Source organism: Polaromonas sp. YR568, assembly GCF_943371715.1.
Taxonomy (GTDB): domain Bacteria; phylum Pseudomonadota; class Gammaproteobacteria; order Burkholderiales; family Burkholderiaceae_C; genus Polaromonas.
On the sequence record NZ_CALRVW010000028.1, the window covers coordinates 1 to 22584 of the forward strand.

23 protein-coding genes, 1 tRNA gene and 1 pseudogene are annotated in these 22584 nt (G+C 62.7%); 21 read left to right on the plus strand and 4 right to left on the minus strand.

Features of this window, described 5'->3' with window-relative positions:
- Together AAG813_RS16755 and AAG813_RS16760 are read right to left on the minus strand one after the other, a co-directional pair.
- Window positions 1–551 (minus strand): annotated as a pseudogene (locus AAG813_RS16755) (nitrate ABC transporter, permease protein); the annotation flags it as partial.
- A gap of 48 nt (window positions 552–599) precedes the next feature.
- Window positions 600–1853, minus strand: a complete 1254-nt coding sequence (locus AAG813_RS16760; protein ID WP_341916865.1) for a CmpA/NrtA family ABC transporter substrate-binding protein — start codon at window positions 1851–1853, stop codon at window positions 600–602.
- A 14-nt stretch (window positions 1854–1867) separates the two neighbouring features.
- Here AAG813_RS16760 and AAG813_RS16765 point away from each other — a divergent pair, with 14 nt between their 5' ends.
- Window positions 1868–2002 carry a hypothetical protein gene (locus AAG813_RS16765; protein ID WP_341916866.1) on the plus strand — a complete coding sequence of 45 codons (135 nt, stop codon included), beginning with the start codon at window positions 1868–1870 and terminating at the stop codon, window positions 2000–2002.
- Window positions 2003–2196: 194 nt separating this feature from the next.
- Here the strand turns inward: AAG813_RS16765 and AAG813_RS16770 are convergent, their stop codons facing one another.
- Complete coding sequence (locus AAG813_RS16770) at window positions 2197–3441, minus strand: nitrate- and nitrite sensing domain-containing protein (protein WP_341916868.1); 1245 nt, start codon at window positions 3439–3441, stop codon at window positions 2197–2199.
- 111 nt (window positions 3442–3552) lie between these two features.
- Here AAG813_RS16770 and tsaD point away from each other — a divergent pair, with 111 nt between their 5' ends.
- The gene (tsaD, locus tag AAG813_RS16775; protein WP_341916871.1) at window positions 3553–4590 is read left to right on the plus strand and encodes a tRNA (adenosine(37)-N6)-threonylcarbamoyltransferase complex transferase subunit TsaD; all 1038 of its coding nucleotides are present in this window, start codon (window positions 3553–3555) and stop codon (window positions 4588–4590) included.
- 58 nt (window positions 4591–4648) lie between these two features.
- Here tsaD and AAG813_RS16780 read toward each other — a convergent pair whose 3' ends face one another.
- A complete protein-coding gene (locus AAG813_RS16780) occupies window positions 4649–5050 on the minus strand; it encodes an Hsp20/alpha crystallin family protein (RefSeq protein ID WP_341916874.1) in 402 nt (133 codons plus the stop codon).
- 117 nt (window positions 5051–5167) lie between these two features.
- On the opposite strand from AAG813_RS16780, the gene AAG813_RS16785 reads away from it, so the two are divergent.
- From AAG813_RS16785 to nuoK, 19 genes are all read left to right on the plus strand, one after another.
- A complete protein-coding gene (locus AAG813_RS16785) occupies window positions 5168–6460 on the plus strand; it encodes a branched-chain amino acid ABC transporter substrate-binding protein (protein WP_341916876.1) in 1293 nt (430 codons plus the stop codon).
- Between the two features lie 37 nt (window positions 6461–6497).
- Window positions 6498–7688 carry a pyridoxal phosphate-dependent aminotransferase gene (locus tag AAG813_RS16790; protein ID WP_341916878.1) on the plus strand — a complete coding sequence of 397 codons (1191 nt, stop codon included), beginning with the start codon at window positions 6498–6500 and terminating at the stop codon, window positions 7686–7688.
- Between the two features lie 149 nt (window positions 7689–7837).
- Window positions 7838–8104 carry a 30S ribosomal protein S15 gene (rpsO, locus tag AAG813_RS16795; RefSeq protein ID WP_096665963.1) on the plus strand — a complete coding sequence of 89 codons (267 nt, stop codon included), beginning with the start codon at window positions 7838–7840 and terminating at the stop codon, window positions 8102–8104.
- A gap of 260 nt (window positions 8105–8364) precedes the next feature.
- Complete coding sequence (gene pnp / locus AAG813_RS16800; protein WP_341916882.1) at window positions 8365–10482, plus strand: polyribonucleotide nucleotidyltransferase; 2118 nt, start codon at window positions 8365–8367, stop codon at window positions 10480–10482.
- A 70-nt stretch (window positions 10483–10552) separates the two neighbouring features.
- On the plus strand, window positions 10553–11554 hold the full coding sequence (locus AAG813_RS16805; protein ID WP_341916883.1) for an NAD(P)H-quinone oxidoreductase: 1002 nt from the start codon (window positions 10553–10555) through the stop codon (window positions 11552–11554).
- The gene (gene tpiA / locus AAG813_RS16810; RefSeq protein WP_341916885.1) at window positions 11551–12309 is read left to right on the plus strand and encodes a triose-phosphate isomerase; all 759 of its coding nucleotides are present in this window, start codon (window positions 11551–11553) and stop codon (window positions 12307–12309) included. The genes AAG813_RS16805 and tpiA overlap by 4 nt, the downstream gene beginning before the upstream one ends.
- A 33-nt stretch (window positions 12310–12342) precedes the next feature.
- Complete coding sequence (gene secG / locus AAG813_RS16815; protein ID WP_341916887.1) at window positions 12343–12753, plus strand: preprotein translocase subunit SecG; 411 nt, start codon at window positions 12343–12345, stop codon at window positions 12751–12753.
- Between the two features lie 115 nt (window positions 12754–12868).
- Window positions 12869–12953, plus strand: a tRNA-Leu gene (locus AAG813_RS16820).
- A gap of 96 nt (window positions 12954–13049) precedes the next feature.
- Complete coding sequence (locus tag AAG813_RS16825; RefSeq protein WP_293594538.1) at window positions 13050–13409, plus strand: NADH-quinone oxidoreductase subunit A; 360 nt, start codon at window positions 13050–13052, stop codon at window positions 13407–13409.
- A 49-nt stretch (window positions 13410–13458) separates the two neighbouring features.
- On the plus strand, window positions 13459–13938 hold the full coding sequence (locus AAG813_RS16830; RefSeq protein WP_096665943.1) for an NADH-quinone oxidoreductase subunit B: 480 nt from the start codon (window positions 13459–13461) through the stop codon (window positions 13936–13938).
- A complete protein-coding gene (locus AAG813_RS16835; protein ID WP_341916889.1) occupies window positions 13938–14549 on the plus strand; it encodes an NADH-quinone oxidoreductase subunit C in 612 nt (203 codons plus the stop codon). Before AAG813_RS16830 ends, AAG813_RS16835 begins: the two co-directional genes overlap by 1 nt.
- Window positions 14550–14572: 23 nt before the next feature.
- Window positions 14573–15826 (plus strand): NADH-quinone oxidoreductase subunit D, encoded by a 1254-nt coding sequence (locus AAG813_RS16840; protein ID WP_341916891.1) that lies wholly within the window; start codon window positions 14573–14575, stop codon window positions 15824–15826.
- A gap of 6 nt (window positions 15827–15832) precedes the next feature.
- A complete protein-coding gene (gene nuoE / locus AAG813_RS16845) occupies window positions 15833–16354 on the plus strand; it encodes an NADH-quinone oxidoreductase subunit NuoE (RefSeq protein WP_341916892.1) in 522 nt (173 codons plus the stop codon).
- Window positions 16351–17706, plus strand: coding sequence for an NADH-quinone oxidoreductase subunit NuoF (gene nuoF, locus AAG813_RS16850; RefSeq protein WP_341916938.1), 1356 nt, complete (start codon window positions 16351–16353; stop codon window positions 17704–17706). The genes nuoE and nuoF overlap by 4 nt, the downstream gene beginning before the upstream one ends.
- Window positions 17707–17733: 27 nt before the next feature.
- Window positions 17734–19881 carry an NADH-quinone oxidoreductase subunit NuoG gene (gene nuoG, locus AAG813_RS16855; protein WP_341916893.1) on the plus strand — a complete coding sequence of 716 codons (2148 nt, stop codon included), beginning with the start codon at window positions 17734–17736 and terminating at the stop codon, window positions 19879–19881.
- A complete protein-coding gene (nuoH, locus tag AAG813_RS16860; RefSeq protein ID WP_341916894.1) occupies window positions 19878–20957 on the plus strand; it encodes an NADH-quinone oxidoreductase subunit NuoH in 1080 nt (359 codons plus the stop codon). The genes nuoG and nuoH overlap by 4 nt, the downstream gene beginning before the upstream one ends.
- A 132-nt stretch (window positions 20958–21089) precedes the next feature.
- Complete coding sequence (gene nuoI / locus AAG813_RS16865) at window positions 21090–21587, plus strand: NADH-quinone oxidoreductase subunit NuoI (protein ID WP_300518437.1); 498 nt, start codon at window positions 21090–21092, stop codon at window positions 21585–21587.
- A gap of 41 nt (window positions 21588–21628) precedes the next feature.
- On the plus strand, window positions 21629–22273 hold the full coding sequence (locus AAG813_RS16870; RefSeq protein WP_341916897.1) for an NADH-quinone oxidoreductase subunit J: 645 nt from the start codon (window positions 21629–21631) through the stop codon (window positions 22271–22273).
- The gene (gene nuoK / locus AAG813_RS16875; RefSeq protein ID WP_096665916.1) at window positions 22270–22578 is read left to right on the plus strand and encodes an NADH-quinone oxidoreductase subunit NuoK; all 309 of its coding nucleotides are present in this window, start codon (window positions 22270–22272) and stop codon (window positions 22576–22578) included. Before AAG813_RS16870 ends, nuoK begins: the two co-directional genes overlap by 4 nt.
- Window positions 22579–22584: the final 6 nt, after the last annotated feature.

Genomic DNA, 22584 nt, shown 5'->3' on the forward strand with positions numbered 1-22584 from the left:
ACCAGCAGGCCGATTGGCAGCCAGGCCAGCGGTGACACCGGGCGCAGCAGGCTGATCAGGGGGTTGAACATGCGGCTCAGGAAGGTGAAGCGGCCAATCATGAAGCCCACCGGAATGCCCACCACGGCCGCCAGGCCGAAGCCCATGGCCACGCGCTTGAGCGAGGACAGCACGTTCCAGCCCACGCCCTGGTCGTTCGGACCCTTGCTGTAGAACGGGTCCTTGAAGATTTCGATGGCCTGGATGAAGGTGTCTTTCGGTGAGGGAATGCTGGCGCCGGTGCCCATGGACACCAGTTCCCAGACCAGCACCAGCAAACCCATGCCGAGCAGCGGCGGCAGAATGCCCAGCCAGAGCACGGAGGCGTCCCGCGGTGGTTTCGCTGGGGCGGCGGCTGGCACGGTAGTTTTCATGTTGTTTTGGGCTGTAGCGCCCGTGGTATGGGCGCTGTCAGCTATCAAATGTGTAGCTGACGGCTCCCTGGGTTTGTCGCCGCTGCGGGCTGCCGGCGTGGCAGCTTCGAGCGGGCTGTGGAATACGGCACTGACCATGGTGTGACCTCCTGGCTTTGGATTCAATGGGTGCTTCAGGCGGCGCGACTAGGCGCGAATCTTGAAGCTGTCCGCGTACTTTTTCGGGTCCTTGCCGTCCCAGACCGTGCCGTCCACCAGCTTGTGGCTGCGCATCACGTCCTTGGGCACGCTGACCTTCGCGGCCGCGGCGGCATCCTTGTAGATGTCGATCTGGTTGATCTGTTTGGCAATGCCGAGGTAGTCGGGGTGGTCCTTGATCAGGCCCCAGCGCTTGTGCTGCGTCAGAAACCACATGCCGTCGGACAGGTAGGGGAAGTTGACCGCGCCGTCGTTGAAGAACTTCATGTAGTTCGGGTCGTCCCAGGTCTTGCCCATGCCGTTCTGGTAACGGCCCAGGATGCGCTGGTTGATCGCGTCGACGCTGGTGTTGACATAGCTTTTTTCGGCGATGGTTTCAGCCATCTTGTTCTTGTTGGACAGGCTGGCGTCTATCCATTTGCCGGCCTCGAGGATGGCGGCCGTGACGGCGCGCGCCGTATTCGGGTATTTTTTGGCGAAGTCGGCCGTCGTTCCCAGCACCTTTTCAGGATGGTCTTTCCAGATGTCCTGGGTGGTTGTGGCGGTCACGCCGATGCCGTCGATGATGGCGCGGTGGTTCCAGGGTTCGCCCACGCAGAAACCGTCCATGTTGCCGATGCGCATGTTGGCCACCATCTGTGGCGGCGGCACGGTGATGACCTTGGCGTCCTTCATCGGGTTGATGCCGTTGGCGGCCAGCCAGTAGTACAGCCACATCGCGTGGGTGCCGGTGGGAAAGGTCTGTGCGAAGGTGTATTCACGCTTGTCGGTGGCCATCAGCTTGGCCAGGCCGGCGCCGTCCACGGCGCCCTTGTCGGCGATTTTCTTGGACAGGGTGATGGCCTGGCCGTTGTGGTTCAGGTTCATCAGCACGGCCATGTCTTTCTTGGGGCCGGCGGTTCCCATGTGCACGCCGTAGATCAGGCCGTACAGCACATGGGCAAAGTCGAGCTCGCCGTTGACCAGCTTGTCGCGCACGCCGGGCCAGCTGGCTTCCTTGCTGGGAATGATGGTGACGCCGTGTTTCTTGTCAAAACCCATGACGGAAGCCATCACCACGCTGGCGCAGTCGGTCAGGGGAATGAAGCCGATCTTGACTTCCTTCTTCTCGGGCGCATCGGAGCCGGCCGCCCAGGCGCCGGGGTTGCCGATGCCGAAGGTGGCGGCGCCGCCCAGTGCACCGGCTTGGCGGATGAAGTCGCGGCGTGTCGGCTTGCCTGGAGCGGCGGAAGTTTGCGTCATGTGGAACTCCTTGAGTGACAAAACAGAAGACTGAAAAAAACAAAGCGCAGAAGGTCAAAGCGGAAAAACAAAACGGCGCCCATTTCGGGCCTGCACAAGCAGGCTGGAAATGGACGCCGTTGTCCTGTGAAGCCGTGGATGACTTTTGAAATGGACCGCCGTTGGCCCCTTCATGCCATGAACCAAGCAGCAACCGTGCCAGATGATTCAGATGGAGGGGGCGGGCTGCTGTTTGCCTCTGAAAAAAGGTTTGCCGCAGCGATGCCTGCAGCGCAGAACCCGCTCAGCCGGGGTGCGCCATCCTGGTGCGGATGCCCTCAGGCGGCACAGGCCTTGTGCTGAATCAGGGCGTTCCGGTGGCCAGGTAGTCCGCCATGGCCAGCACGGCTTCGGCCACGTCGGTCAGGCGGCGGTTCTGGTTCATGGCGGTTTGCCGGAGCATCTTGTAGGCCTCTTCTTCGCTGAGCTTGCGGTGCGCCATCAGCAGGCCCTTGGCGCGTTCGATGAGTTTTCGCTCGTTGAGGGAGGCGCGCGCGGTCTCGAGCTCGTCGCTCATGGCCTGCAGCCGGTTCGCCTGGTCCTGGACGAGCTCGAGGATGGATCGGTCCAGGTGGGGCCCATAAGACGTGGCCGCAGGACCGGCCTGACCCGTTCCTGCCACCAGGCTGCCGCCTTGCGCCGTGAGCGCGGCGAGGATCATCTGGTGGTCGCGCAGTTCGGCGCGGGCCTGCGCGATCTTCTGTTCGCACAGTTGCAGCAGCTCGGCCGCCAGCTGGTCCTCAACGGCCTTCATGGCGTCGATGCGGTGGGTGCAGCAGTCGAACCAGGTCTGGCTCAGGTTGGGGTCGAGGGCACCGGCCGCCACCGAGCAGGCGATGCGGCGCAGGCGTTCAAGGTCTGCCAGCGTGGCGGTACGCTGGCTGGTTTGCCAGAGTTCGCGCAGCGCAGGGGTCGAAAAATCGTTGAACACCTGTACGCAGCGTTCCTGCGACTGGATCAGGTGCAGCCATTGTTGCTGGCGCTGGGCGTCGGTCTGGCCTGAAGCGAAGGTGGCCGCGCCGAAAGCCCGTTCCTGACCGGCAAATTCCTTGCCCTGCATGAAGTTGAACATGGCCACCAGCAGCCGCGAAATCTCGGGGTTGGTGGCACTGTCGGCCGCTTCAAAAACCACAGCCAGCAGGCCGGCGATCAGCTTGACAAATGCGCTGGTGACCTCGGCCGCGGCCACGTCCTGCGCACCGATGCGGGCCCGCAGGGCGGGCAGGGCGTCGAGCTCATGCAGGACAAAGGCAATGCGGCTGAACAGCCGCGCGCCGTTGTTCAGGTGGCCGGCATCGGTGTCGAGGTGGTCGAAACTGGCGCGCAACTCGTCCTCGACCTGCAGGCAATCGAGTACCTGGCGGGGCAGCTGGGCGGCGAACCGGGCGCCCTGCGAGCCCAGAAAAACATTCGAAATGCCGCGTTCCTTCTGCAGGGCGTGGACCAGCCGCCCGATCACGTTGACCAGTGCGCTGGTGCGCGTGAGTTGCTCGAGGTCGTTGATTTCACAGCGCCTGGCGGCAATCAGAAAGCTCAATCCGGATTTCATCGTTTCAGTCAAGGGTAGAACGGTGGGACATTGTCCTGCAACATTCATGCCCCGGACCGTTTCTGGCTCCGCCCCGGGGTGATGGGCACCCCGCGCTTTACACTGGATGCCATGCTTGTACTGGGAATTGAATCGAGTTGTGACGAAACCGGCGTGGCGCTTGTCGACGCCTCGGGCCAGGGCGTGCCGGTCTTGCTGGCGCACGCGCTGCATAGCCAGATCGACATGCACCAGGCCTATGGCGGCGTGGTGCCCGAGCTGGCCAGCCGCGACCACATCCGGCGGGTGCTGCCGCTGATCAGCGAGGTGCTGGGCCAGGCGCAGCGTTCGCTGGCCGACGTGGACGTGGTGGCCTACACACGTGGCCCGGGCCTGGCCGGTGCGCTGCTGGTGGGCGCCGGCGTGGCCTGTTCACTGGCGGCGGCGCTGGGCAAGCCGGTGATGGGTGTGCATCACCTCGAGGGGCACCTGCTCTCGCCTTTTCTGAGCGCCGACCCGCCGCAGTTTTCATTTGTAGCGCTACTGGTGTCGGGCGGCCATACCCAGCTGATGCGGGTGGACAGGGTGGGAAGCTACGAACTGCTGGGCGAGACCATTGATGACGCGGCCGGTGAGGCCTTTGACAAGTCGGCCAAGTTGCTGGGCCTGCCTTACCCCGGCGGGCCGCACCTGGCCAGGCTGGCGCTGGGCGGCGACGCCCAGGCCTTCAAGTTGCCCCGGCCGCTGCTGCACAGCGGCGACCTCGATTTTTCATTTTCCGGCCTGAAAACCGCGGTGCTGACGCAGGCCAAAAAACTCGGCGAGCCCATGGGCGAGCAGGCCCGCGCCGACCTGGCGGCCTCGACGCAGGCGGCGATAGTGGAAGTGCTGGTCAAAAAATCGTTGAAAGCGCTGGAGCAGACCGGCTTGAAACGGCTGGTGGTGGCCGGTGGCGTGGGGGCCAATGCCTTGCTGCGTGAACAACTCAACGCGGCCTGCAGCAAAAAGGGAATCCGGGTGCATTACCCGGAAATGCATTTGTGCACCGACAACGGCGCCATGATCGCGCTGGCTGCCGGCATGCGGCTACAGGCAGGCCTGGAAAACCTGCAGCGCGGCTACACCTTTGACGTGAAGCCGCGCTGGGGTCTGGCGGAAATCACCGCCTGACCCGGGTTTGCCGGCGGGGCAGGGGGTTGCGCACAGCGAGCGAGCTTGGGGGCCTGTTCTACTGAATCGTCAACTGGGCTACGTTGCTGACCGGGACCTTTTTGCCCAGCGTCAAGGTCAACACACCGTTTTCCAGTTTCGCGGTGCTGGCCGCAGCGTCGATTTCGACCGGAAAACGGTAAGCCGCCTTGACCTTGCGTGCGGCATCGGCCTTGCTGGCAATACGCACCACATCGCCTTCGATGCCGATCTCCAGCTGTTCCCTGGCCAGGCCCGGAACGTCCAGTTGCAGTGAATACGCCTTGTCGCCGTCTTCCACCGACGCCGATTGGGCAGGGCGGCTGTCGGACAGGGAGCCCAGGGTGTCATTCAGGAATTTATCGAGGGCGCCGTTGCTGACCAGTGACGAGGCGGGACGCTGAAAGCTGCGTGCAGGCCGGCCGGCAAGTGAATAAAACATGAGGACTCCTTTGGGTTGGGCGGGAAAATTTTCCCCTTACACTTCGCGGCTCCCAATCGTGATCGCCGCATGCACAGCAGGTAAGCGTGCCAAGGCGTATTTCAAGGAAATTCCAGAATGTATTTTTTCAGTCATCGGATCTTGAAACGTGCCGTACTGGCCCTAGGCGCGGGCGTCTGCCTGTGGTCGGCCAATGCCTCTGCACAGCAGCCCGTGGCGGCGCCCGCCCCGGTGCGCGTTGCACTGATCGAGAGCCTGTCCGGGCCGTTTGCCAATACCGGCGAAGCCGTCTTCCGCAACCTGGTGTGGGCGGCGGAGCGCGTCAATGCGCGCGGCGGCCTCAAGCTGCCTGGCGGCAATCGGCCGCTGGTGTTCGAGCGCTACGACAGCAAGGGCCAGAACGAGGAGGCCCTGTCGTCCCTGCGCTCCGCTCTCGATGACGGCATCACGCTGGTGACCCAGGGCAACTCGTCGTCGACGGCGGCGGTGCTGATTGATGCGATCAACAAGCACAATGAGCGCCAGCCGGCACAACGCGTGCTGTACCTGAATTATTCTGCGGTAGATCCGGTGCTGACCAATGAAAAATGCAGCTACTGGCACTTCCGCTTCGATGCCCACGCCGACATGCGCATGGCCGCATTGATGGATGTGCTCAAGGACGACAAGGCGGTCAAAAGCATCTACCTGATCGGGCAGGACTACAGCTTCGGCCAGGCCGTGCTGCGCGAAGCCCGCCGTCAGCTGGGTGCCCAGCGCCCCGATGTGCAGATCGTCGGCGACGAGTTGCACCCGATGGGCCGCGTCAAGGACTTTCTTCCGTATGCCGCCAAGATCAAGGCCAGTGGCGCACAGGCCGTGCTCACCGGTAACTGGGGGAACGACCTGACCCTGCTGGTCAAGGCCGCGAGGGATGTGGGTTTTGAAGGCAGCTTCTACACGTTTTACGGTAATGCGCTGGGCGTGCCCGCTGCGCTCGGTGATGCCGGCGTCGGCAAGGTCATCGCCGTGGCCGACTGGTTTCCCAACGAGGCGGGCGCCCCGTCGGAGGCGTTTTACCAGTCCTTCCGCCAGCGTTTCCCGAAACCCCAGGACGACTATGTGCACATGCGCATGCAGCTGATGGTCGAAGCCCTGGCGCAGAGCATCGAAAAAGCCCGCACGGTGGAGTCAACCGCCGTCGCCGCGCAGCTGGAAAAGGCGACGGTGCTGTTTGCCGGCCACAAGGGCGTGATGCGCAGCGCCGACCACCAGTTCCAGCAGCCGCTGCTGGTGGCCGTGATGGACAAGCAGGGTGCGCCGGGTGTCCGGTTCGATGTGGAGGGCTCGGGTTATGGTTTTCGCGTGATCAAGACCATCGCTGCAGCGCGCTCCGAACAGGCGCACAACTGCAGGATGCAGCGGCCCTGAACCGCACGCCAACGCCCCCTTCCGCTGAAAGACACGCATGAGACAAGCCGTTTTAGACCTCGAAGAGTCGATGATCCGCCAGGTGGCCAATGCCGGCATGGGGCGCAGCGATGTGCTCAAGTTCTGGTTTGGTGAAAGTGACGAGGTCACGCCCGCCTTCATCCGCGACGCCGCCATCGCCTCGCTGCAAGAGGGCGAAACTTTTTATGCGCACAACCTGGGCCTGCCGGAGCTGCGCGAAGCGATTGCGCGTTACGCCACCGGCTTGCGCTGCGCCGGCGCGGCAGCGATTGTTGCGGACCGCATTGCCGTCACCTCGGGTGGCGTGAACGCCCTGATGCTGGCCATGCAGGCGCTGGTGGATGCCGGCGATGAGGTGGTGGCGGTCACACCGGTCTGGCCCAACCTCACCGCGCAGCCGCTGATCATGGGCGCGAAGCTGCGCTGCGTGAGCCTGCGGCCGGTGGCGGGCCAGTGGCAGCTCGATATGGACGAGTTGCTGGCGGCCATTACGCCTCGGACCCGGCTGTTGATTGTCAACGCACCGAACAACCCGACCGGCTGGACCCTGAGCCGCGCCGAGCAGGAAACCCTGCTCGCGCACTGCCGCCGCACCGGCACCTGGATTCTGGCCGACGAGGTGTACGAGCGGCTTTATTTCGAATCCACGCAAAATGGCTGCGCGCCGAGTTTCCTCGATATCGCGGCGCCGGACGACCGGCTGGTGATCGTGCACAGCTTCTCCAAGAGCTTTTTGATGACCGGCTGGCGCCTGGGCTGGCTGGTGATGCCGCCTGGCATGACGCCGCACATGGGCAAGCTGGTGGAGTTCAATACTTCCTGCGCTCCGGTGTTCGTCCAGCGGGCCGCCTTGGTGGCACTGGCAAGGACCGATGACGTCACGCCGCAGCTGGTGGCACACCTGAAAACCTGCCGCGACACGCTGGTGCCGCTGTTGCAGGCCCTGCCGGGCGTGGAAGTGGCCCCGGCCCGCGGTGGCATGTATGCGTTTTTCAGGCTGTCGGATCAGGCGCGCTTCGGCGATTCACTGGCCACTGCCAAACGCCTGGTGGTGGAGGCCGGCCTCGGACTGGCCCCCGGCAATGCCTTCATGGTCAACCCGGCGCCCGAGGCCCAGGGCTGGCTGCGCTGGTGTTTTGCGAGCCGGGACGTCGCCAGGCTGGGGCAGGGTGTGGAGCGCCTGGCCCGCTGGCTGCCGGGCGCCTGAGCCGGCCCGGAGACTGGGCTATAATCCAAGGCTCTGCCCAAAAGCGTGCTTTTTCATTCGTGAACCAGCACTTCGCAGAACACGGCGGCCACGGTCAACTCCCACGTCGGGAACACTGTACCGCTCGCAAGTTACATCAAGGAAAACCCATGATCGCGAAATCCATCAAGGCCGACATCGTTCAGGCCAACGCACGCGCCGCCGGCGACACCGGCAGCCCTGAAGTTCAAGTGGCCCTGCTGACCGGCCGCATCAATGAACTGATGCCCCATTTCAAGACCCACGCCAAGGATCACCACGGTCGCCGTGGCCTGCTGCGCATGGTGAGCCGCCGCCGCAAGCTGCTGGACTACCTGAAGTCCAAGGACGCAGCCCGTTATGTTGCGTTGATCGCCAAGCTTGGCCTGCGCAAATAAGCGCTAAAAATGACTGCAAGGCGCCTGAGTTAGTTCACTAGCTCAGGCGTTTTGCACTTTAAAAACGAAAAAAACAATTTCAGAAGCGCCATCGGCGCCAATGATTGACTTCGGAGCAAGGCAAAACGATCACGCGCTGTGTCATTCCACAAGAAAAGACCTGGGAGCCCAGGCATTTTGTGGAATGGCATCGTGTTCTGCCAGCCGCCACTCCGGGCTTCCCGCACTGCCTCAAGTGCTTGAATCTAGTGGAGATAAACATGAGCATTTTCAACAAAGTCACCAAATCCTTCCAGTGGGGCCAGCACAAGGTCACGATGGAAACCGGCGAAATTGCCCGCCAGTCCGGCGGCGCCGTGATCGTGGACATGGACGGCACCGTGGTGCTGGCCACCGTGGTCGCCAAGGCCGATGCCAAGCCCGGCCAGGATTTCTTCCCCCTGACGGTCGACTATCTCGAAAAAACCTATGCTGCCGGCCGCATTCCGGGCAGCTTCTTCAAGCGTGAAGGCCGTCCCAGCGAATTTGAAACGCTGACCTCGCGTCTGATCGATCGCCCGATCCGTCCGCTGTTTCCTGAAGGCTTCTTCAACGAAGTGCAGGTCGTGATCCATGTGCTGTCACTGAACCCCGAAGTTGAAGGCGACATTCCCGCGCTGATCGCCTCGAGCGCCGCCCTGTCGATTTCCGGCATTCCGTTCAACGGCCCGATCGGCGCCGCCCGCGTTGCCTACATCGACGGCCAGTACGTGCTGAACCCCGGCAAGACCCAGCTGAAAGACTCGAAGATGGACCTGGTTGTGGCGGGCACCGAAGCCGCCGTGCTGATGGTCGAGTCCGAAGCCCAGCAGCTGTCCGAAGAAATCATGCTCGGCGCCATCGTGTTTGGCCATGAGCAGGGCAACATCGCGATCAATGCGATCCACGAACTCGTTCGTGATGCCGGCAAGCCGGTCTGGGACTGGCGTGCGCCAGCCAAGGACGAGGTGCTGATCGCCAAGGTGGTGGCACTGGCCGAAGAAAAGCTCGCCAAGGCCTATCAGATCCGCAACAAACAGGCCCGCACCCACGCCACGCGCGAAGTGACCACCTGGACCAAGATGGGCCTGAAGGCCGAAGGCGTCGAATTCGACAGTGTGGCCGTGGACGGCATGCTGTTCGACATCGAAGCCAAGATCGTGCGCAGCCAGATCCTGGCCGGCGACCCGCGCATCGACGGCCGCGACACGCGCACCGTGCGCCCCATCGAAATCCGCAACAGCGTGCTGCCCCGTACCCACGGTTCGGCTCTGTTCACGCGTGGCGAGACCCAGGCGCTGGTGATCACCACGCTGGGCACCGAGCGCGATGCACAGCGCATCGACGCCTTGTCGGGCGACTATGAAGACCGTTTCATGCTGCACTACAACATGCCTCCGTTCGCCACCGGCGAAACCGGCCGTGTGGGCAGCCCGAAACGTCGCGAAATCGGCCACGGCCGCCTCGCCAAGCGCGCGCTGATCGCCGTGCTGCCGACCAAGGAAGAATTTCCGTACACCATGCGTGTCGTCAGCGAGATCACCGAGTCCAACGGCTCCTCGTCGATGGCTTCCGTCTGCGGCGGCTGCCTGTCGCTGATGGACGCCGGCGTGCCGATGAAGGCCCACGTGGCCGGCATCGCCATGGGCCTGATCAAGGAAGACAACCGCTTTGCGGTGCTGACCGACATCCTGGGTGACGAAGATCATCTGGGCGACATGGACTTCAAGGTGGCCGGTACCACCGCCGGCATCACCGCGCTGCAGATGGACATCAAGATCCAGGGCATCACGAAAGAAATCATGCAGGTCGCGCTGGCGCAGGCCAAGGAAGCCCGCATGCACATCCTCGGCAAGATGCAGGAAGCCATGGGCGAAGCCAAGGCCGAGGTTTCCGACTTCGCACCGCGCCTGTATGTCATGAAGATCAACCCCGAGAAAATCCGTGACGTGATCGGCAAGGGCGGCGCCGTCATCCGTGCGCTGACCGAAGAAACCGGCACGCAGATCAACATCGAGGAAGACGGCACCATCACGATCGCGTCGAACGACAGTGCCAAGGCCGACGAAGCCAAACGCCGCATCGCCGAGATCACCGCCGAAGTCGAAATCGGCAAGGTCTACGAAGGCGCGATCACCAAGATCCTGGACTTCGGTGCCCTGGTCAACCTGCTGCCCGGCAAGGACGGCCTGCTGCACATCAGCCAGATCGCCCACGAACGTGTCGAACGCGTCACTGACTACCTGAGCGAAGGCCAGATCGTCAAGGTCAAGGTTCTCGAGACCGACGAAAAAGGCCGCGTCAAGCTGTCCATGAAGGCGCTGCTCGACCGTCCGGCCCCAGGCCAGGACCAGGGCTGAACTGCTATCTGATTGGTAGCTGCATGCGCCCGTCTGACGGGCGCTGCGGCCAGCAATGAGCATGTACCTGATGAAAGCAGTCGAAATCACCTCCTTCGGTCCCCCCGACGTCCTGCGTCTGGGCGAACGGCCCGCGCCGGTGGCCGGCGCAGGCGAGTTGCTGATCCGCGTCAGTGCCAGCGGGGTTAACCGCCCCGACGTCCTGCAACGCACCGGCAACTACCCGGTGCCGCCCGGGGCGTCCGATATTCCGGGGCTGGAAGTGGCTGGCGTGGTGGTGGACGGCGACGCCGCGGCCATGGCGCAGGCCGGCCTGAAAGTGGGCGACCGGGTCTGCGCGCTGGTGGCGGGCGGCGGTTACGCCGAACTGTGCGTGGCGCCGGTGGGCCAGTGTCTGCCGGTACCGGCGGGCCTCAGCGATATCGAGGCGGCTTCGCTGCCCGAAACATTTTTTACCGTCTGGAGCAATGTCTTTGACCGGGTGCGCCTGCAAAAGGGCGAAACCCTTTTGATCCAGGGCGGGTCCAGTGGCATCGGCGTGACAGCCATCCAGATGGCCAAGGCGCTGGGCGCCACGGTGCTGGTCACGGCCGGCAGCGACGATAAGTGCGCCGCCTGCCTGGCCCTCGGGGCCGACCACGCGATCAACTACAAAACCAGCGACTTTGCCGAAGAGGTCAAAAAACTCACGGCAGGTCAGGGCGTCAATGTCATTCTCGACATGGTTGCCGGCAGCTACGTGGCGCGTGAGGTCGAGTGCCTCGCCGAAGACGGCCGCCTGGTGATCATTGCCGTGCAGGGCGGCCTCAAGGCCGAGTTCAATGCCGGTCTGGTGCTGCGCAAACGCCTGACCGTCACCGGTTCGACCCTGCGGCCGCGTTCGATCGAGTTCAAGGCCGCGATTGCCGCGGCACTGCGGGACAAGGTCTGGCCGCTGATTGCCAGCGGCGCGATCAAGCCGGTGATTCACAGCACCTTTGTCGCGGCCGACGCGGCCAAAGCCCATGGGCTGATGGAGTCGAATCAGCACATCGGGAAAATTGTTTTGACCTGGCAGGCACCCAGCCCATGAAAAAACTCATCGCAGGAAACTGGAAAATGAACGGCAGCCTGGCTGCCAATGAAGCCTTGCTGCAGGCACTGGCGGCCGGTTTGCCGGCGCAGCCGGGGTGTGCGGTGGCGGTGTGTGTTCCCGCGCCGTATCTGGCGCAGTTCCAGGCGCTGGCCCAGACCTTGCCGGCATTGGCTGCCATTGATCTGGGTGCGCAGGACGTCTCGGCCAAGGCCTCCGGGGCCTACACCGGTGAAGTCAGCGCGACCATGCTGAAGGACTTCGGCTGCCGTTACGCCATCGTCGGCCATTCGGAGCGCCGCCAGTACCACTTCGAAACCGATGTGCTGGTGGCCGAGAAGGCACAACAGGCGCTGGCCGTGGGCATCACGCCGATTGTCTGTGTCGGCGAGACGCTGGCAGAGCGCGAAGCAGGGCAGACGGAAAGCGTTGTCAAACGCCAGCTGGCGGCCGTGATTCATGCCAATGGCCACTGCATCAGCGAAATCGTCGTGGCCTATGAACCCGTCTGGGCGATCGGCACCGGCAGGACCGCGACACCAGAGCAGGCGCAGGCCGTGCATGCGGTGCTCAGGGCCCAGCTCAAGGCGGCCACGGACCAGTCCGCGCGCGTGAAAATTCTGTATGGCGGAAGCATGAATGCGGCCAATGCCGCAACGCTGCTGAGCCAGCCCGACATCGACGGCGGCCTGATCGGCGGCGCGTCGCTCAAGGCCCCCGATTTTTTGACGATTATTGCTGCAGCCGCCGTCTGACGGGCGGACCACGCTATTTAATTAGGAGTAAACATGAACGTTTTGTTAACCATTGTTCTGGCGGTCCAGATGATCACCGCGCTGGGCATGATCGGCCTGATCCTTGTGCAGCATGGCAAGGGTGCCGACATGGGGGCGGCTTTTGGCAGCGGCGGTTCCGGCAGCCTGTTTGGCGCGAGCGGCAGTGCCAACTTCCTGTCGCGCACGACGGCGGTCCTGGCGGCGGTGTTTTTTGTTTGTACCCTGGCGCTTGCCTACTTCGGCAACGCGCGTCCGCAGACCGGCACCAGCGTGCTCGAAGGTGCGGCCATCACGGCGCCAGCGCCGGTCGCTCCCGGGGCCGGCCAGATCCCCGGCACGGCCACGCCGGCGCCCACAGCCGGTGCGGTTGCCGTCCCACCTGCGCCGGCTGCTTCCGGTGCAGGTCAAATCCCGACGAAATAGCGCCACAAAGGTGCCGTTCTGCTCAGGGAACGGTGCAAATTCAGGGTAAACTCTGAGACTGCCCGGAAAGCCAAAAGCCGCAAGGTTCCTCATGCAATCCGGACAGCTAAAAACCGCGGACGTGGTGAAATTGGTAGACACGCTATCTTGAGGGGGTAGTGGCGAAAGCTGTGCGAGTTCGAGTCTCGCCGTCCGCACCACCTACAGGCACTGGCCAGTACTGCGCAGGCAGGGCCCAGCGCCTTGAACAGCAAACTGGCATCCAGCACAAGCGGCTTGCAGAAGTTGAATCGACGATGAACCTCGACCAATACCTCCCCGTCCTGTTGTTTATCCTGGTGGGCGTGGCTGTCGGCGTGGTGCCCCAGGTGCTGGGCCGTCTGCTCGGTCCGAACAAGCCGGACAGCGAAAAAAATTCCCCTTATGAATGCGGCTTCGAGGCGTTTGAAGATGCCCGCATGAAGTTCGATGTGCGTTATTACCTCGTCGCCATCCTGTTCATTCTTTTCGACCTTGAAATCGCTTTCCTGTTTCCGTGGGCCGTCGCGCTCAAGGAAATCGGTCCAGTGGGTTTCTGGTCCATGATGATTTTCCTCGGCATTCTGGTCGTCGGCTTCGCCTACGAGTGGAAAAAAGGCGCCCTGGACTGGGAATAGCTCACCAAGACTCAGCGGTTGCACGCGCAGCCGCCACAAAGGGACGGGTATGTCACTAGAAGGTGTTTTCAACGAAGGCTTCATGACCACGAGTTACGACTCGGTGGTCAACTGGGCCAAGACCGGGTCGCTCTGGCCCATGACCTTCGGCCTGGCCTGCTGCGCCGTCGAGATGATGCACGCCGGCGCCGCGCGTTACGACATCGACCGCTTCGGCATGTTGTTCCGTCCCAGCCCGCGCCAGTCCGACCTGATGATCGTCGCCGGCACGCTGTGCAACAAGATGGGTCCAGCCTTGCGCAAGGTGTACGACCAGATGTCCGAGCCACGCTGGGTGCTGTCCATGGGGTCGTGCGCCAACGGTGGCGGTTATTACCACTACAGTTATTCGGTCGTTCGCGGCTGCGACCGCATCGTGCCGGTCGATGTGTACGTGCCGGGCTGCCCGCCGACGGCCGAAGCCCTGCTGTACGGCATCATCCAGCTGCAGCAGAAAATCCGCCGCACCAACACCATTGCGAGGGCTTGATGGGTCCTCTGCATCCTGCTACTGCTGAACAACTCGCAGGCACTGTTTCTGCCGCCCTCGGTGCAAAAGCCAGACGCGTGAGCGTTGCGTTGGGTGAACTGACGGTTGTCGTGGCTGCGCCCGACTATGTGGCTGCTGCGCTGATACTGCGCGACACCCCGGGCTGCCAGTTCGAACAACTGATCGACCTGTGCGGCATCGACTATTCCGAATACGCCGACGGCCGTTACGATGGCCGTCGTTTTTGTGTGGCCTCACACCTGCTGTCGGTCAGCCTGAACCAGCGCGTGCGGCTCAAGGTCTTCTGCGACGATGACGATTTTCCGGTCGTGGCCTCGCTCACCGAGGTGTGGAATTCGGCCAACTGGTTCGAGCGCGAGGCCTTCGACCTGTTCGGCATCATCTTTGAAGGCCACAACGACCTGCGCCGCATCCTGACCGACTATGGCTTCATCGGCCATCCGTTCCGCAAGGACTTCCCGACCACGGGCCATGTCGAGATGCGTTACGACCCCGAGCAGAAACGCGTGATCTACCAGCCGGTGACGATCGAACCGCGTGAAACCACCCCGCGCGTGATCCGTGAAGACAACTACGGCGGACTGCAGTAAGCAGCGCGGCAAGAGATATCCCCATGGCTGAAATCAAAAACTACACGCTCAATTTCGGGCCGCAGCATCCTGCCGCCCACGGTGTGCTGCGCTTGGTGCTCGAACTCGACGGCGAGGTGATCCAGCGCGCCGACCCGCACATCGGCCTGCTGCACCGCGCCACCGAAAAACTCGCCGAGAGCAAGACCTACATCCAGTCGCTGCCCTATATGGACCGCCTCGACTACGTGTCGATGATGTCCAACGAGCACGCCTACTGCCTGGCCATCGAGAAACTCATCGGTGTGGACGTGCCGGTGCGTGCGCAGTACATCCGCGTGATGTTCTCCGAGATTACGCGCCTGCTCAATCACCTGCTCTGGCTGGGTGCGCACGGCTTCGACTGCGGCGCGATGAACATCCTGATTTACTGCTTCCGCGAACGCGAGGCGCTGTTCGACATGTACGAGGCCGTCTCCGGCGCGCGCATGCATGCGGCCTATTTCCGGCCGGGTGGCGTGTACCGCGACCTGCCAGAAACCATGTCCCAGTACAAGGTCAGCAAGATCAAGAATGCCAAGGCGATCGAGGCGCTCAACGAAAACCGCCAGGGTTCGCTGCTGGACTTCATCGACGATTTCGCCAACAAGTTTCCGGGTTATGTGGACGAGTACGAAACGCTGCTGACCGACAATCGCATCTGGAAACAGCGCACTGTCGGCATCGGCGTGGTGTCGCCCGAGCGCGCACTGAACCTGGGCTTCACCGGTCCCATGCTGCGCGGCTCCGGCTTCGCCTGGGACCTGCGCAAGCAGCAGCCCTACGACGTCTATGCCGAGATGGACTTCGACGTCCCGGTAGGCAAAACCGGGGACTGCTACGACCGCTACCTGGTCCGCATCGAGGAAATGCGCCAGTCCAACCGCATCATCAAGCAGTGTGTGGACTGGCTGCGCGTGAACCCTGGCCCGGTCATCACCAGCAACCACAAGGTGGCTGCCCCCGACCGCGAATCCATGAAGTCCAACATGGAAGAGCTGATCCACCATTTCAAGCTCTTCACCGAAGGCATGCACGTGCCCGAAGGCGAGGCCTATGCCGCCGTGGAGCACCCCAAGGGGGAGTTCGGCATCTACATCGTCAGCGACGGTGCCAACAAGCCGTATCGCCTGAAGATCCGTCCGCCCGGGTTTCCGCACCTGGCGGCGATGGATGAAATGGCCCGTGGCCACATGATTGCCGATGCGGTCGCCGTCATCGGCACGATGGACATTGTGTTTGGCGAAATTGACCGCTGAAAATCTATGACTTCTGAATCCAACCCAACGCGCACGTCTGCGCTGTCAGCGCAGGCCCTGGACCGTTTTTCCCGCGAGGTCGCCAAGTACCCGGCCGACCAGAAGCAGTCGGCCGTCATGGCCTGCCTTGCCATCGTGCAGGAAGAGCAGGGCTACGTGAGCGCCGAGAGCGAGAAGCTGGTTGCCGCCTACCTCGGCATGGCGCCGATTGCCGTGCACGAGGTCACGACCTTCTACAACATGTACAACCAGCAACCGGTGGGCAAGTACAAGATCAACGTCTGTACCAACCTGCCGTGCCAGCTGCGCGAAGGCACCAAGGCGCTGGCTTATCTGGAGCAAAAACTGGGTGTGACCATGGGCGGCACGACCGCGGACGGCCTGTTCACCCTGCAGCAGTCCGAATGCCTGGGCGCCTGCGCCGACTCGCCGGTCATGCTGGTCAACGACCTGCACATGTGCAGCTTCATGAGCAACGACAAGCTCGACCAGCTGATCGATGGCCTTAAATCTGCCGAGGCAAAATAATGTCTGCTTCCAGCATCCTTTCCCAGTTTGAGGCCACCGGCGTCCAGACTTCGTTCCACGGACGCCATATCGATCCGCAAATCATGGCGGGCCTTGATGGCAGCAACTGGCGCCTGAAAGACTACGAAGCACGCGGCGGCTACCAGGCCCTGCGCAGGATCCTCGGCAAAGACGGCGGCGAAGGCCTGACGCAGGACCAGGTGATCGCCGAGGTCAAAGGCAGCGGCCTGCGCGGCCGTGGCGGCGCGGGTTTTCCGACCGGCCTGAAATGGAGTTTCATGCCGCGCCAGTTTCCGGGCCAGAAATACCTGGTCTGCAATTCGGACGAAGGTGAGCCGGGCACGGCCAAAGACCGCGACATCATGCAGTACAACCCGCACATTGTCATCGAAGGCATGGCGATCGCCGCCTACGCGATGGGCATCAATGTGGGCTACAACTACATCCACGGCGAAATCTTCACCACTTACAAGCGGTTTGAAGAGGCGCTGGAAGAGGCGCGTGCCGCCGGCCTGCTGGGCGACAACATCCTGGGAAGCAATTACAGCTTCCAGCTGCATGCGGCCCATGGTTTTGGCGCCTACATCTGCGGCGAGGAAACCGCCTTGCTCGAATCGCTGGAGGGCAAAAAAGGCCAACCGCGTTTCAAGCCGCCGTTTCCCGCCAGCTTCGGCCTGTATGGCAAACCGACCACCATCAACAACACGGAAACCTTCGCAGCGGTGCCCTGGATCATCCGCAACGGTGGCCAGGCCTACCTGGACTGCGGCAAACCCAACAACGGCGGCACCAAGATTTTCACCATCAGCGGCGACGTCGAGCGTCCGGGCAACTACGAAATCCCGATGGGCACCCCGTTTGCCAAGCTGCTGGAACTTGCTGGCGGCATGCGCGGCGGGCGCAAGCTCAAGGCGGTGATTCCCGGCGGCTCGTCGATGCCGGTGCTGCCGGCCGACATCATGATGGCCACCGACATGGACTACGACTCGATCGCCAAGGCCGGCTCCATGCTCGGCTCCGGCGCCGTGATCGTGATGGACGAAACCCGCTGCATGGTCAAGAGCCTGTTGCGCCTGTCCTACTTCTACATGCACGAAAGCTGCGGCCAGTGCACGCCCTGCCGCGAGGGCACAGGCTGGCTCTGGCGCATGGTGGACCGCATCGAGCACGGCCACGGCCGCGAGAGCGATCTGGACATGCTCAATTCGATCTCCGACAACATCCAGGGCCGCACCATCTGCGCGCTCGGCGACGCCGCGGCCATGCCGGTGCGCGCCATGATCAAGCACTTCCGCGCCGAGTTCGAACACCACATCACTCACAAGACCTGCCTGGTCCCGGTTTACGCATAACAGCGCCTCCCTCAAAGCAAAATCACCATGGTTGAAATCCAACTCGACGGTCAGAAAGTGGAAGTGCTCGAAGGCAGCACGGTGATGCATGCGGCCGAAAAAGCCGGTACCTACATTCCCCATTTCTGCTACCACAAGAAACTCAGCATTGCGGCCAACTGCCGCATGTGCCTGGTTGATGTGGAAAAGGCACCCAAGCCGATGCCGGCCTGCGCCACGCCCGTGACGCAGGGCATGATCGTGCACACCAAGAGCGACAAAGCCATCAAGGCCCAGAAGGGCGTGATGGAGTTCCTGCTGATCAACCACCCGCTCGATTGCCCGATCTGCGACCAGGGCGGCGAATGCCAGCTGCAGGACCTGGCGGTCGGCTATGGCAGCAGCGGTTCGCGCTACGAAGAAGAAAAACGCGTGGTTTTCCACAAGGACGTGGGCCCGCTGATCTCGATGGAAGAGATGAGCCGTTGCATCCACTGCACACGCTGCGTGCGTTTCGGCCAGGAAGTCGCCGGCGTGATGGAGCTGGGCATGTCGCACCGCGGTGAACATGCCGAGATCGAAACCTTTGTCGGCATGTCGGTGGACTCCGAGCTGTCGGGCAACATGATCGATATCTGCCCGGTGGGCGCGCTGACCAGCAAACCTTTCCGCTACAGCGCCCGCACCTGGGAGCTGTCTCGCCGCAAGTCGGTCAGCCCGCACGACTCGACCGGTGCCAACCTGATTGTCCAGGTCAAGAACAACCGGGTCATGCGCGTTGTGCCGCTTGAAAACGAAGACGTCAACGAATGCTGGATCGCGGACCGCGACCGTTTCTCGTACGAAGCCCTGAACAGCGACGAGCGGCTGACCACCCCCATGCTCAAGCAGGGCGGGCAGTGGAAGGCTGTGGACTGGCAGACCGCGCTCGAATATGTCGCCAACGGGCTCAAGCAGATCAAGGCCGACCATGGCGCCGAAAGCGTGGGCACGCTGGCCAGCCCGCACAGCACGCTCGAAGAATTATTCCTGGCAGCCTCGCTGATGCGCGGCCTGGGCAGCGACAACATCGACTACCGCCTGCGCAACGCTGAATTTGCTCCGTCGTCCTCCGTCCGCTGGCTGGGCACCTCGATCGCATCGCTGTCGAATCTGCAGCGTGTGCTGGTCGTGGGCTCCAACCTGCGCAAGGACCATCCGCTGTTTGCGCAACGAATTCGGCAGTCCGTCCGCAAGGGCTGTGCGCTGAGTGCTATCACTTCCGTAGCGGAGCTGGTCTCTGCCGATGCCTGGGCCATGCCGGTGGCCAACGCCGTTCTGGCCGAGCCGGGTGCCTGGGCGCAGGCCCTGGCCGATGTGGCCGCAGCGATTGCGGCGGACAAGGGCATGGCGGCGCCGGCCGCCGGCCAGGCCACGGACGCCGCCAAGGCAGTGGCCAAGTCCCTGCAGGGCGGCGAGCGCAAGGCCATCCTGCTGGGCAATGCCGCCGCGCACCATGCCAACGCCGCCAGCCTCCTGGCCCTGGCCAACTGGATTGGCGAGCAGACCGGCGCGACCGTCGGTTACCTCACGGAAGCGGCCAACACCGTCGGCGCCCAGCTCGCTGGTGCATTCCCGGCAGGCAGCGGGCTGGACGCCGGCCAGATGCTGGCGGGCAAGCTCAAGGCCGTCTTGTTGCTCAACAACGAGCCTGAGTTCGATTCGGCGGCCGGCGCTTCTTCCAAGGCCGCCCTCAACGGCGCACACATGGTGGTGACGCTGAGCCCGTTCAAGGCGAACATGGATTTCAGCGACGTGTTGCTGCCGATTGCACCGTTCACCGAAACCCCCGGCACCTTTGTCAACGCTGAAGGCCGCGTGCAGAGCTTTCATGCCGTGGTCAAGCCCTTCGGTGAAACACGCCCCGCCTGGAAGGTGCTGCGCGTGCTGGCCAACCTGCTCGGCTTGCCTGGCTTTGATTTCGAGTCCGCGCAGGATGTGCTCGGGCAGATTCCCGGTGCCGACGGTGCGATGGTGCCGGCGCAGCGGCTTGGCAATACGACGCAGGCGGCGGTCCAGCTGACGGTGGCCGGCGCGGCGCCTGTCGTGGCCAGCATTTACCAGCTCGACAGCCTGGTCCGGCGCGCCACCTCGCTGCAGCTGACGGCCGATGCGCGGCAGGCCGCGCACGTGCACGTAGAAGGAGCCACCGCATGATTGACAGCATTTTCGGCTTCGGCCAGGGTTTGATGGGCGGCATCTGGCCCGGCACGGTCTGGCCGGTGCTCTGGGCCCTGATCAAGATTGTTGTGGTGCTGGTGCCACTGATGCTTTGCGTGGCCTACCTGACGCTGTGGGAGCGCAAGGCGATCGGTTTTACCCAGATCCGCCTGGGCCCGAACCGCGTCGGCCCCTTCGGCCTGTTGCAGCCCATCGCCGATGCGCTCAAGCTGCTGACCAAGGAAATCATCATTCCGACCGCGGCCAGCAAGGGCCTGTTTGTGCTCGGTCCGATCATGACCATCATGCCGGCGCTGGCGGCGTGGGCGGTCGTGCCTTTCGGTCCCGATGTGGCACTGGCCAACATCAACGCCGGCCTGCTGTTCCTGATGGCCATCACTTCACTCGAGGTGTACGGCGTCATCATCGCCGGCTGGGCGTCGAATTCCAAATACGCTTTCCTGGGCGCCATGCGGGCGTCGGCGCAGATGGTCAGCTACGAAATCGCCATGGGCTTCTGCCTGGTGGTGGTGCTGATGGTGTCGGCCAGCCTGAACATGACCGATATCGTGATGGGCCAGTCCGTCGGCATGGCGGCCAGCAAGGGCCTGAACTTCCTGTCCTGGAACTGGTTGCCGCTGCTGCCGATTTTTGTGGTGTTTTTCATTGCCGGCCTGGCCGAGACCAACCGTCACCCGTTTGACGTGGTCGAGGGCGAGTCGGAAATTGTGGCCGGCCACATGGTCGAGTATTCGGGCATGGCTTTCGCCATGTTCTTCCTGGCCGAATACGCCAACATGATCCTGGTATCCATCCTGACCGTGATCCTGTTCCTCGGCGGCTGGCTGTCGCCGATCGACAGCGCACTCTTCAACTGGGTGCCGGGCTGGATCTGGCTGGGCCTGAAGACCTTTGTGGTCGTCACCCTGTTCCTCTGGGTGCGCGCCACCTTCCCGCGCTTCCGTTATGACCAGATCATGCGTCTGGGCTGGAAGATCTTCATCCCTGTCACCCTCGTCTGGCTGGTGGTCATCGGGGCCTGGATGCAGACCCCGTACAGCCTCTGGAAATAGTATGAGCCCCCACGTTCGCTCACTTCGTGTAGCTCTCTGCCCCCCGAGGGGGCTCGTTTTTCCTAGGGGCGGCCCGTCGGAAAAACCCGGCCCCCACGTTCGCCCACTTAGCCCAGCTCTCAGGACATCATCATGAGTGCAGTTGCCTCCGTCAAAGACTTCGTCTCCAGCTTCATGCTGACCGAGCTGTTCAAGGGCATGGCCCTGACCGGCAAGTACATGTTCAAGCGCAAGATTACGGTCCAGTTCCCGGAAGAAAAAACGCCGCTGAGCCCGCGTTTTCGCGGCCTGCACGCGCTGCGCCGTTATGAAAACGGCGAGGAGCGCTGCATTGCCTGCAAGCTGTGCGAAGCCGTCTGCCCGGCGATGGCCATCACGATCGAATCGGATGTGCGCGAAGACGGCAGCCGCCGTACCTCGCGTTACGACATCGACCTGACCAAGTGCATCTTCTGCGGCTTCTGCGAGGAAAGCTGCCCGGTGGACTCCATCGTCGAGACCCACATCTTCGAATACCACGGCGAAAAACGCGGCGACCTCTATTTCACCAAGGACATGCTGCTGGCTGTCGGTGACCGTTACGAAAAAGAAATCGCTGCCAACCGCGCCGCGGATGCCAAGTACCGCTGACACCGCCTCGCGGCTGTTGGCTCAAGAAAGATTAGCAGAACATGGACGCTAAAACAGGTCTCTTTTATCTCTTCGCCCTGGTGCTGCTGTTTGCCGCATTCCGGGTAATCACGGCGCGCAATCCTGTGCATGCCGCCCTGTACCTGGTGCTGGCCTTCTTCCAGGCGTCGGCCCTGTGGATTCTGCTCAGGGCCGAATTCCTGGCCATCACGCTGGTGCTGGTGTATGTCGGTGCGGTGATGGTGCTTTTCCTCTTTGTCGTGATGATGCTGGACATCAACATGGAAGGGGTGCGCAAGGGTTTCTGGAAGCACTTTCCGCTGGCGGCCAGCGTGGGTGCGCTGATTGCGCTGGAAATGTCGGCCGTACTGATGGGCGGTTTCCGCCTGAGCGAGGCGCCCAAGACGGCTGTGGTGGCAGGGCAGGCCGCCGCGCAGTATTCCAACACCAAAGAGATCGGCAAGCTGCTGTATTCCGAGTACCTGTATCCGCTTGAAATCGCGGCGGTGATTCTGCTGGTGGCCATCATTGCCGCCATTGCGCTGACCCTGCGTGCGCGCAAGGACTCCAAAAACACCAACCCGGCCGACCAGATCCGCGTCAAGCGCGGCGATCGTATCAGCCTGGTCAAGATCAAGGCCACGCAGGCGGCCCCTGTGGTTGCCGCACCGGAGGAAAAGGCATGATGCTCACGCTGGGACACTTCCTGACACTGGGCGCGATGCTGTTCGCGCTGTCGGTCATCGGCATTTTCCTGAACCGGAAAAACCTGATCATCATCCTGATGGCGATCGAGCTCATGCTGCTGGCCGTCAACATGAACTTCGTGGCCTTCTCGTATTACCTCAACGACCTGGCCGGCCAGGTGTTCGTGTTTTTCATCCTGACCGTCGCGGCCGCCGAATCGGCCATCGGCCTGGCCATCCTCGTTCTGCTGTTCCGCAACAAGGCCAGCATCAACGTGGACGAACTCAACACGCTCAAGGGTTAACAACAA

What these genes read in the sequence shown, in the direction of transcription:
- pnp (WP_341916882.1), top strand. Translation starts at nt 8,365, where the DNA reads ATGAGCATTTTCAACAAAGTCACCAAATCCTTCCAGTGGGGCCAGCAC.
- nuoG (WP_341916893.1), top strand. Translation starts at nt 17,734, where the DNA reads ATGGTTGAAATCCAACTCGACGGTCAGAAAGTGGAAGTGCTCGAAGGC.
- AAG813_RS16770 (WP_341916868.1), bottom strand. Translation starts at nt 3,441, where the DNA reads ATGAAATCCGGATTGAGCTTTCTGATTGCCGCCAGGCGCTGTGAAATC.
- nuoI (WP_300518437.1), top strand. Translation starts at nt 21,090, where the DNA reads ATGAGTGCAGTTGCCTCCGTCAAAGACTTCGTCTCCAGCTTCATGCTG.
- AAG813_RS16830 (WP_096665943.1), top strand. Translation starts at nt 13,459, where the DNA reads ATGTCACTAGAAGGTGTTTTCAACGAAGGCTTCATGACCACGAGTTAC.
- AAG813_RS16805 (WP_341916883.1), top strand. Translation starts at nt 10,553, where the DNA reads ATGAAAGCAGTCGAAATCACCTCCTTCGGTCCCCCCGACGTCCTGCGT.
- secG (WP_341916887.1), top strand. Translation starts at nt 12,343, where the DNA reads ATGAACGTTTTGTTAACCATTGTTCTGGCGGTCCAGATGATCACCGCG.
- AAG813_RS16840 (WP_341916891.1), top strand. Translation starts at nt 14,573, where the DNA reads ATGGCTGAAATCAAAAACTACACGCTCAATTTCGGGCCGCAGCATCCT.
- AAG813_RS16790 (WP_341916878.1), top strand. Translation starts at nt 6,498, where the DNA reads ATGAGACAAGCCGTTTTAGACCTCGAAGAGTCGATGATCCGCCAGGTG.
- AAG813_RS16870 (WP_341916897.1), top strand. Translation starts at nt 21,629, where the DNA reads ATGGACGCTAAAACAGGTCTCTTTTATCTCTTCGCCCTGGTGCTGCTG.
- AAG813_RS16785 (WP_341916876.1), top strand. Translation starts at nt 5,168, where the DNA reads ATGTATTTTTTCAGTCATCGGATCTTGAAACGTGCCGTACTGGCCCTA.
- AAG813_RS16835 (WP_341916889.1), top strand. Translation starts at nt 13,938, where the DNA reads ATGGGTCCTCTGCATCCTGCTACTGCTGAACAACTCGCAGGCACTGTT.
- tsaD (WP_341916871.1), top strand. Translation starts at nt 3,553, where the DNA reads ATGCTTGTACTGGGAATTGAATCGAGTTGTGACGAAACCGGCGTGGCG.
- AAG813_RS16825 (WP_293594538.1), top strand. Translation starts at nt 13,050, where the DNA reads ATGAACCTCGACCAATACCTCCCCGTCCTGTTGTTTATCCTGGTGGGC.
- AAG813_RS16780 (WP_341916874.1), bottom strand. Translation starts at nt 5,050, where the DNA reads ATGTTTTATTCACTTGCCGGCCGGCCTGCACGCAGCTTTCAGCGTCCC.
- nuoE (WP_341916892.1), top strand. Translation starts at nt 15,833, where the DNA reads ATGACTTCTGAATCCAACCCAACGCGCACGTCTGCGCTGTCAGCGCAG.
- tpiA (WP_341916885.1), top strand. Translation starts at nt 11,551, where the DNA reads ATGAAAAAACTCATCGCAGGAAACTGGAAAATGAACGGCAGCCTGGCT.
- rpsO (WP_096665963.1), top strand. Translation starts at nt 7,838, where the DNA reads ATGATCGCGAAATCCATCAAGGCCGACATCGTTCAGGCCAACGCACGC.
- nuoH (WP_341916894.1), top strand. Translation starts at nt 19,878, where the DNA reads ATGATTGACAGCATTTTCGGCTTCGGCCAGGGTTTGATGGGCGGCATC.
- nuoK (WP_096665916.1), top strand. Translation starts at nt 22,270, where the DNA reads ATGATGCTCACGCTGGGACACTTCCTGACACTGGGCGCGATGCTGTTC.
- AAG813_RS16760 (WP_341916865.1), bottom strand. Translation starts at nt 1,853, where the DNA reads ATGACGCAAACTTCCGCCGCTCCAGGCAAGCCGACACGCCGCGACTTC.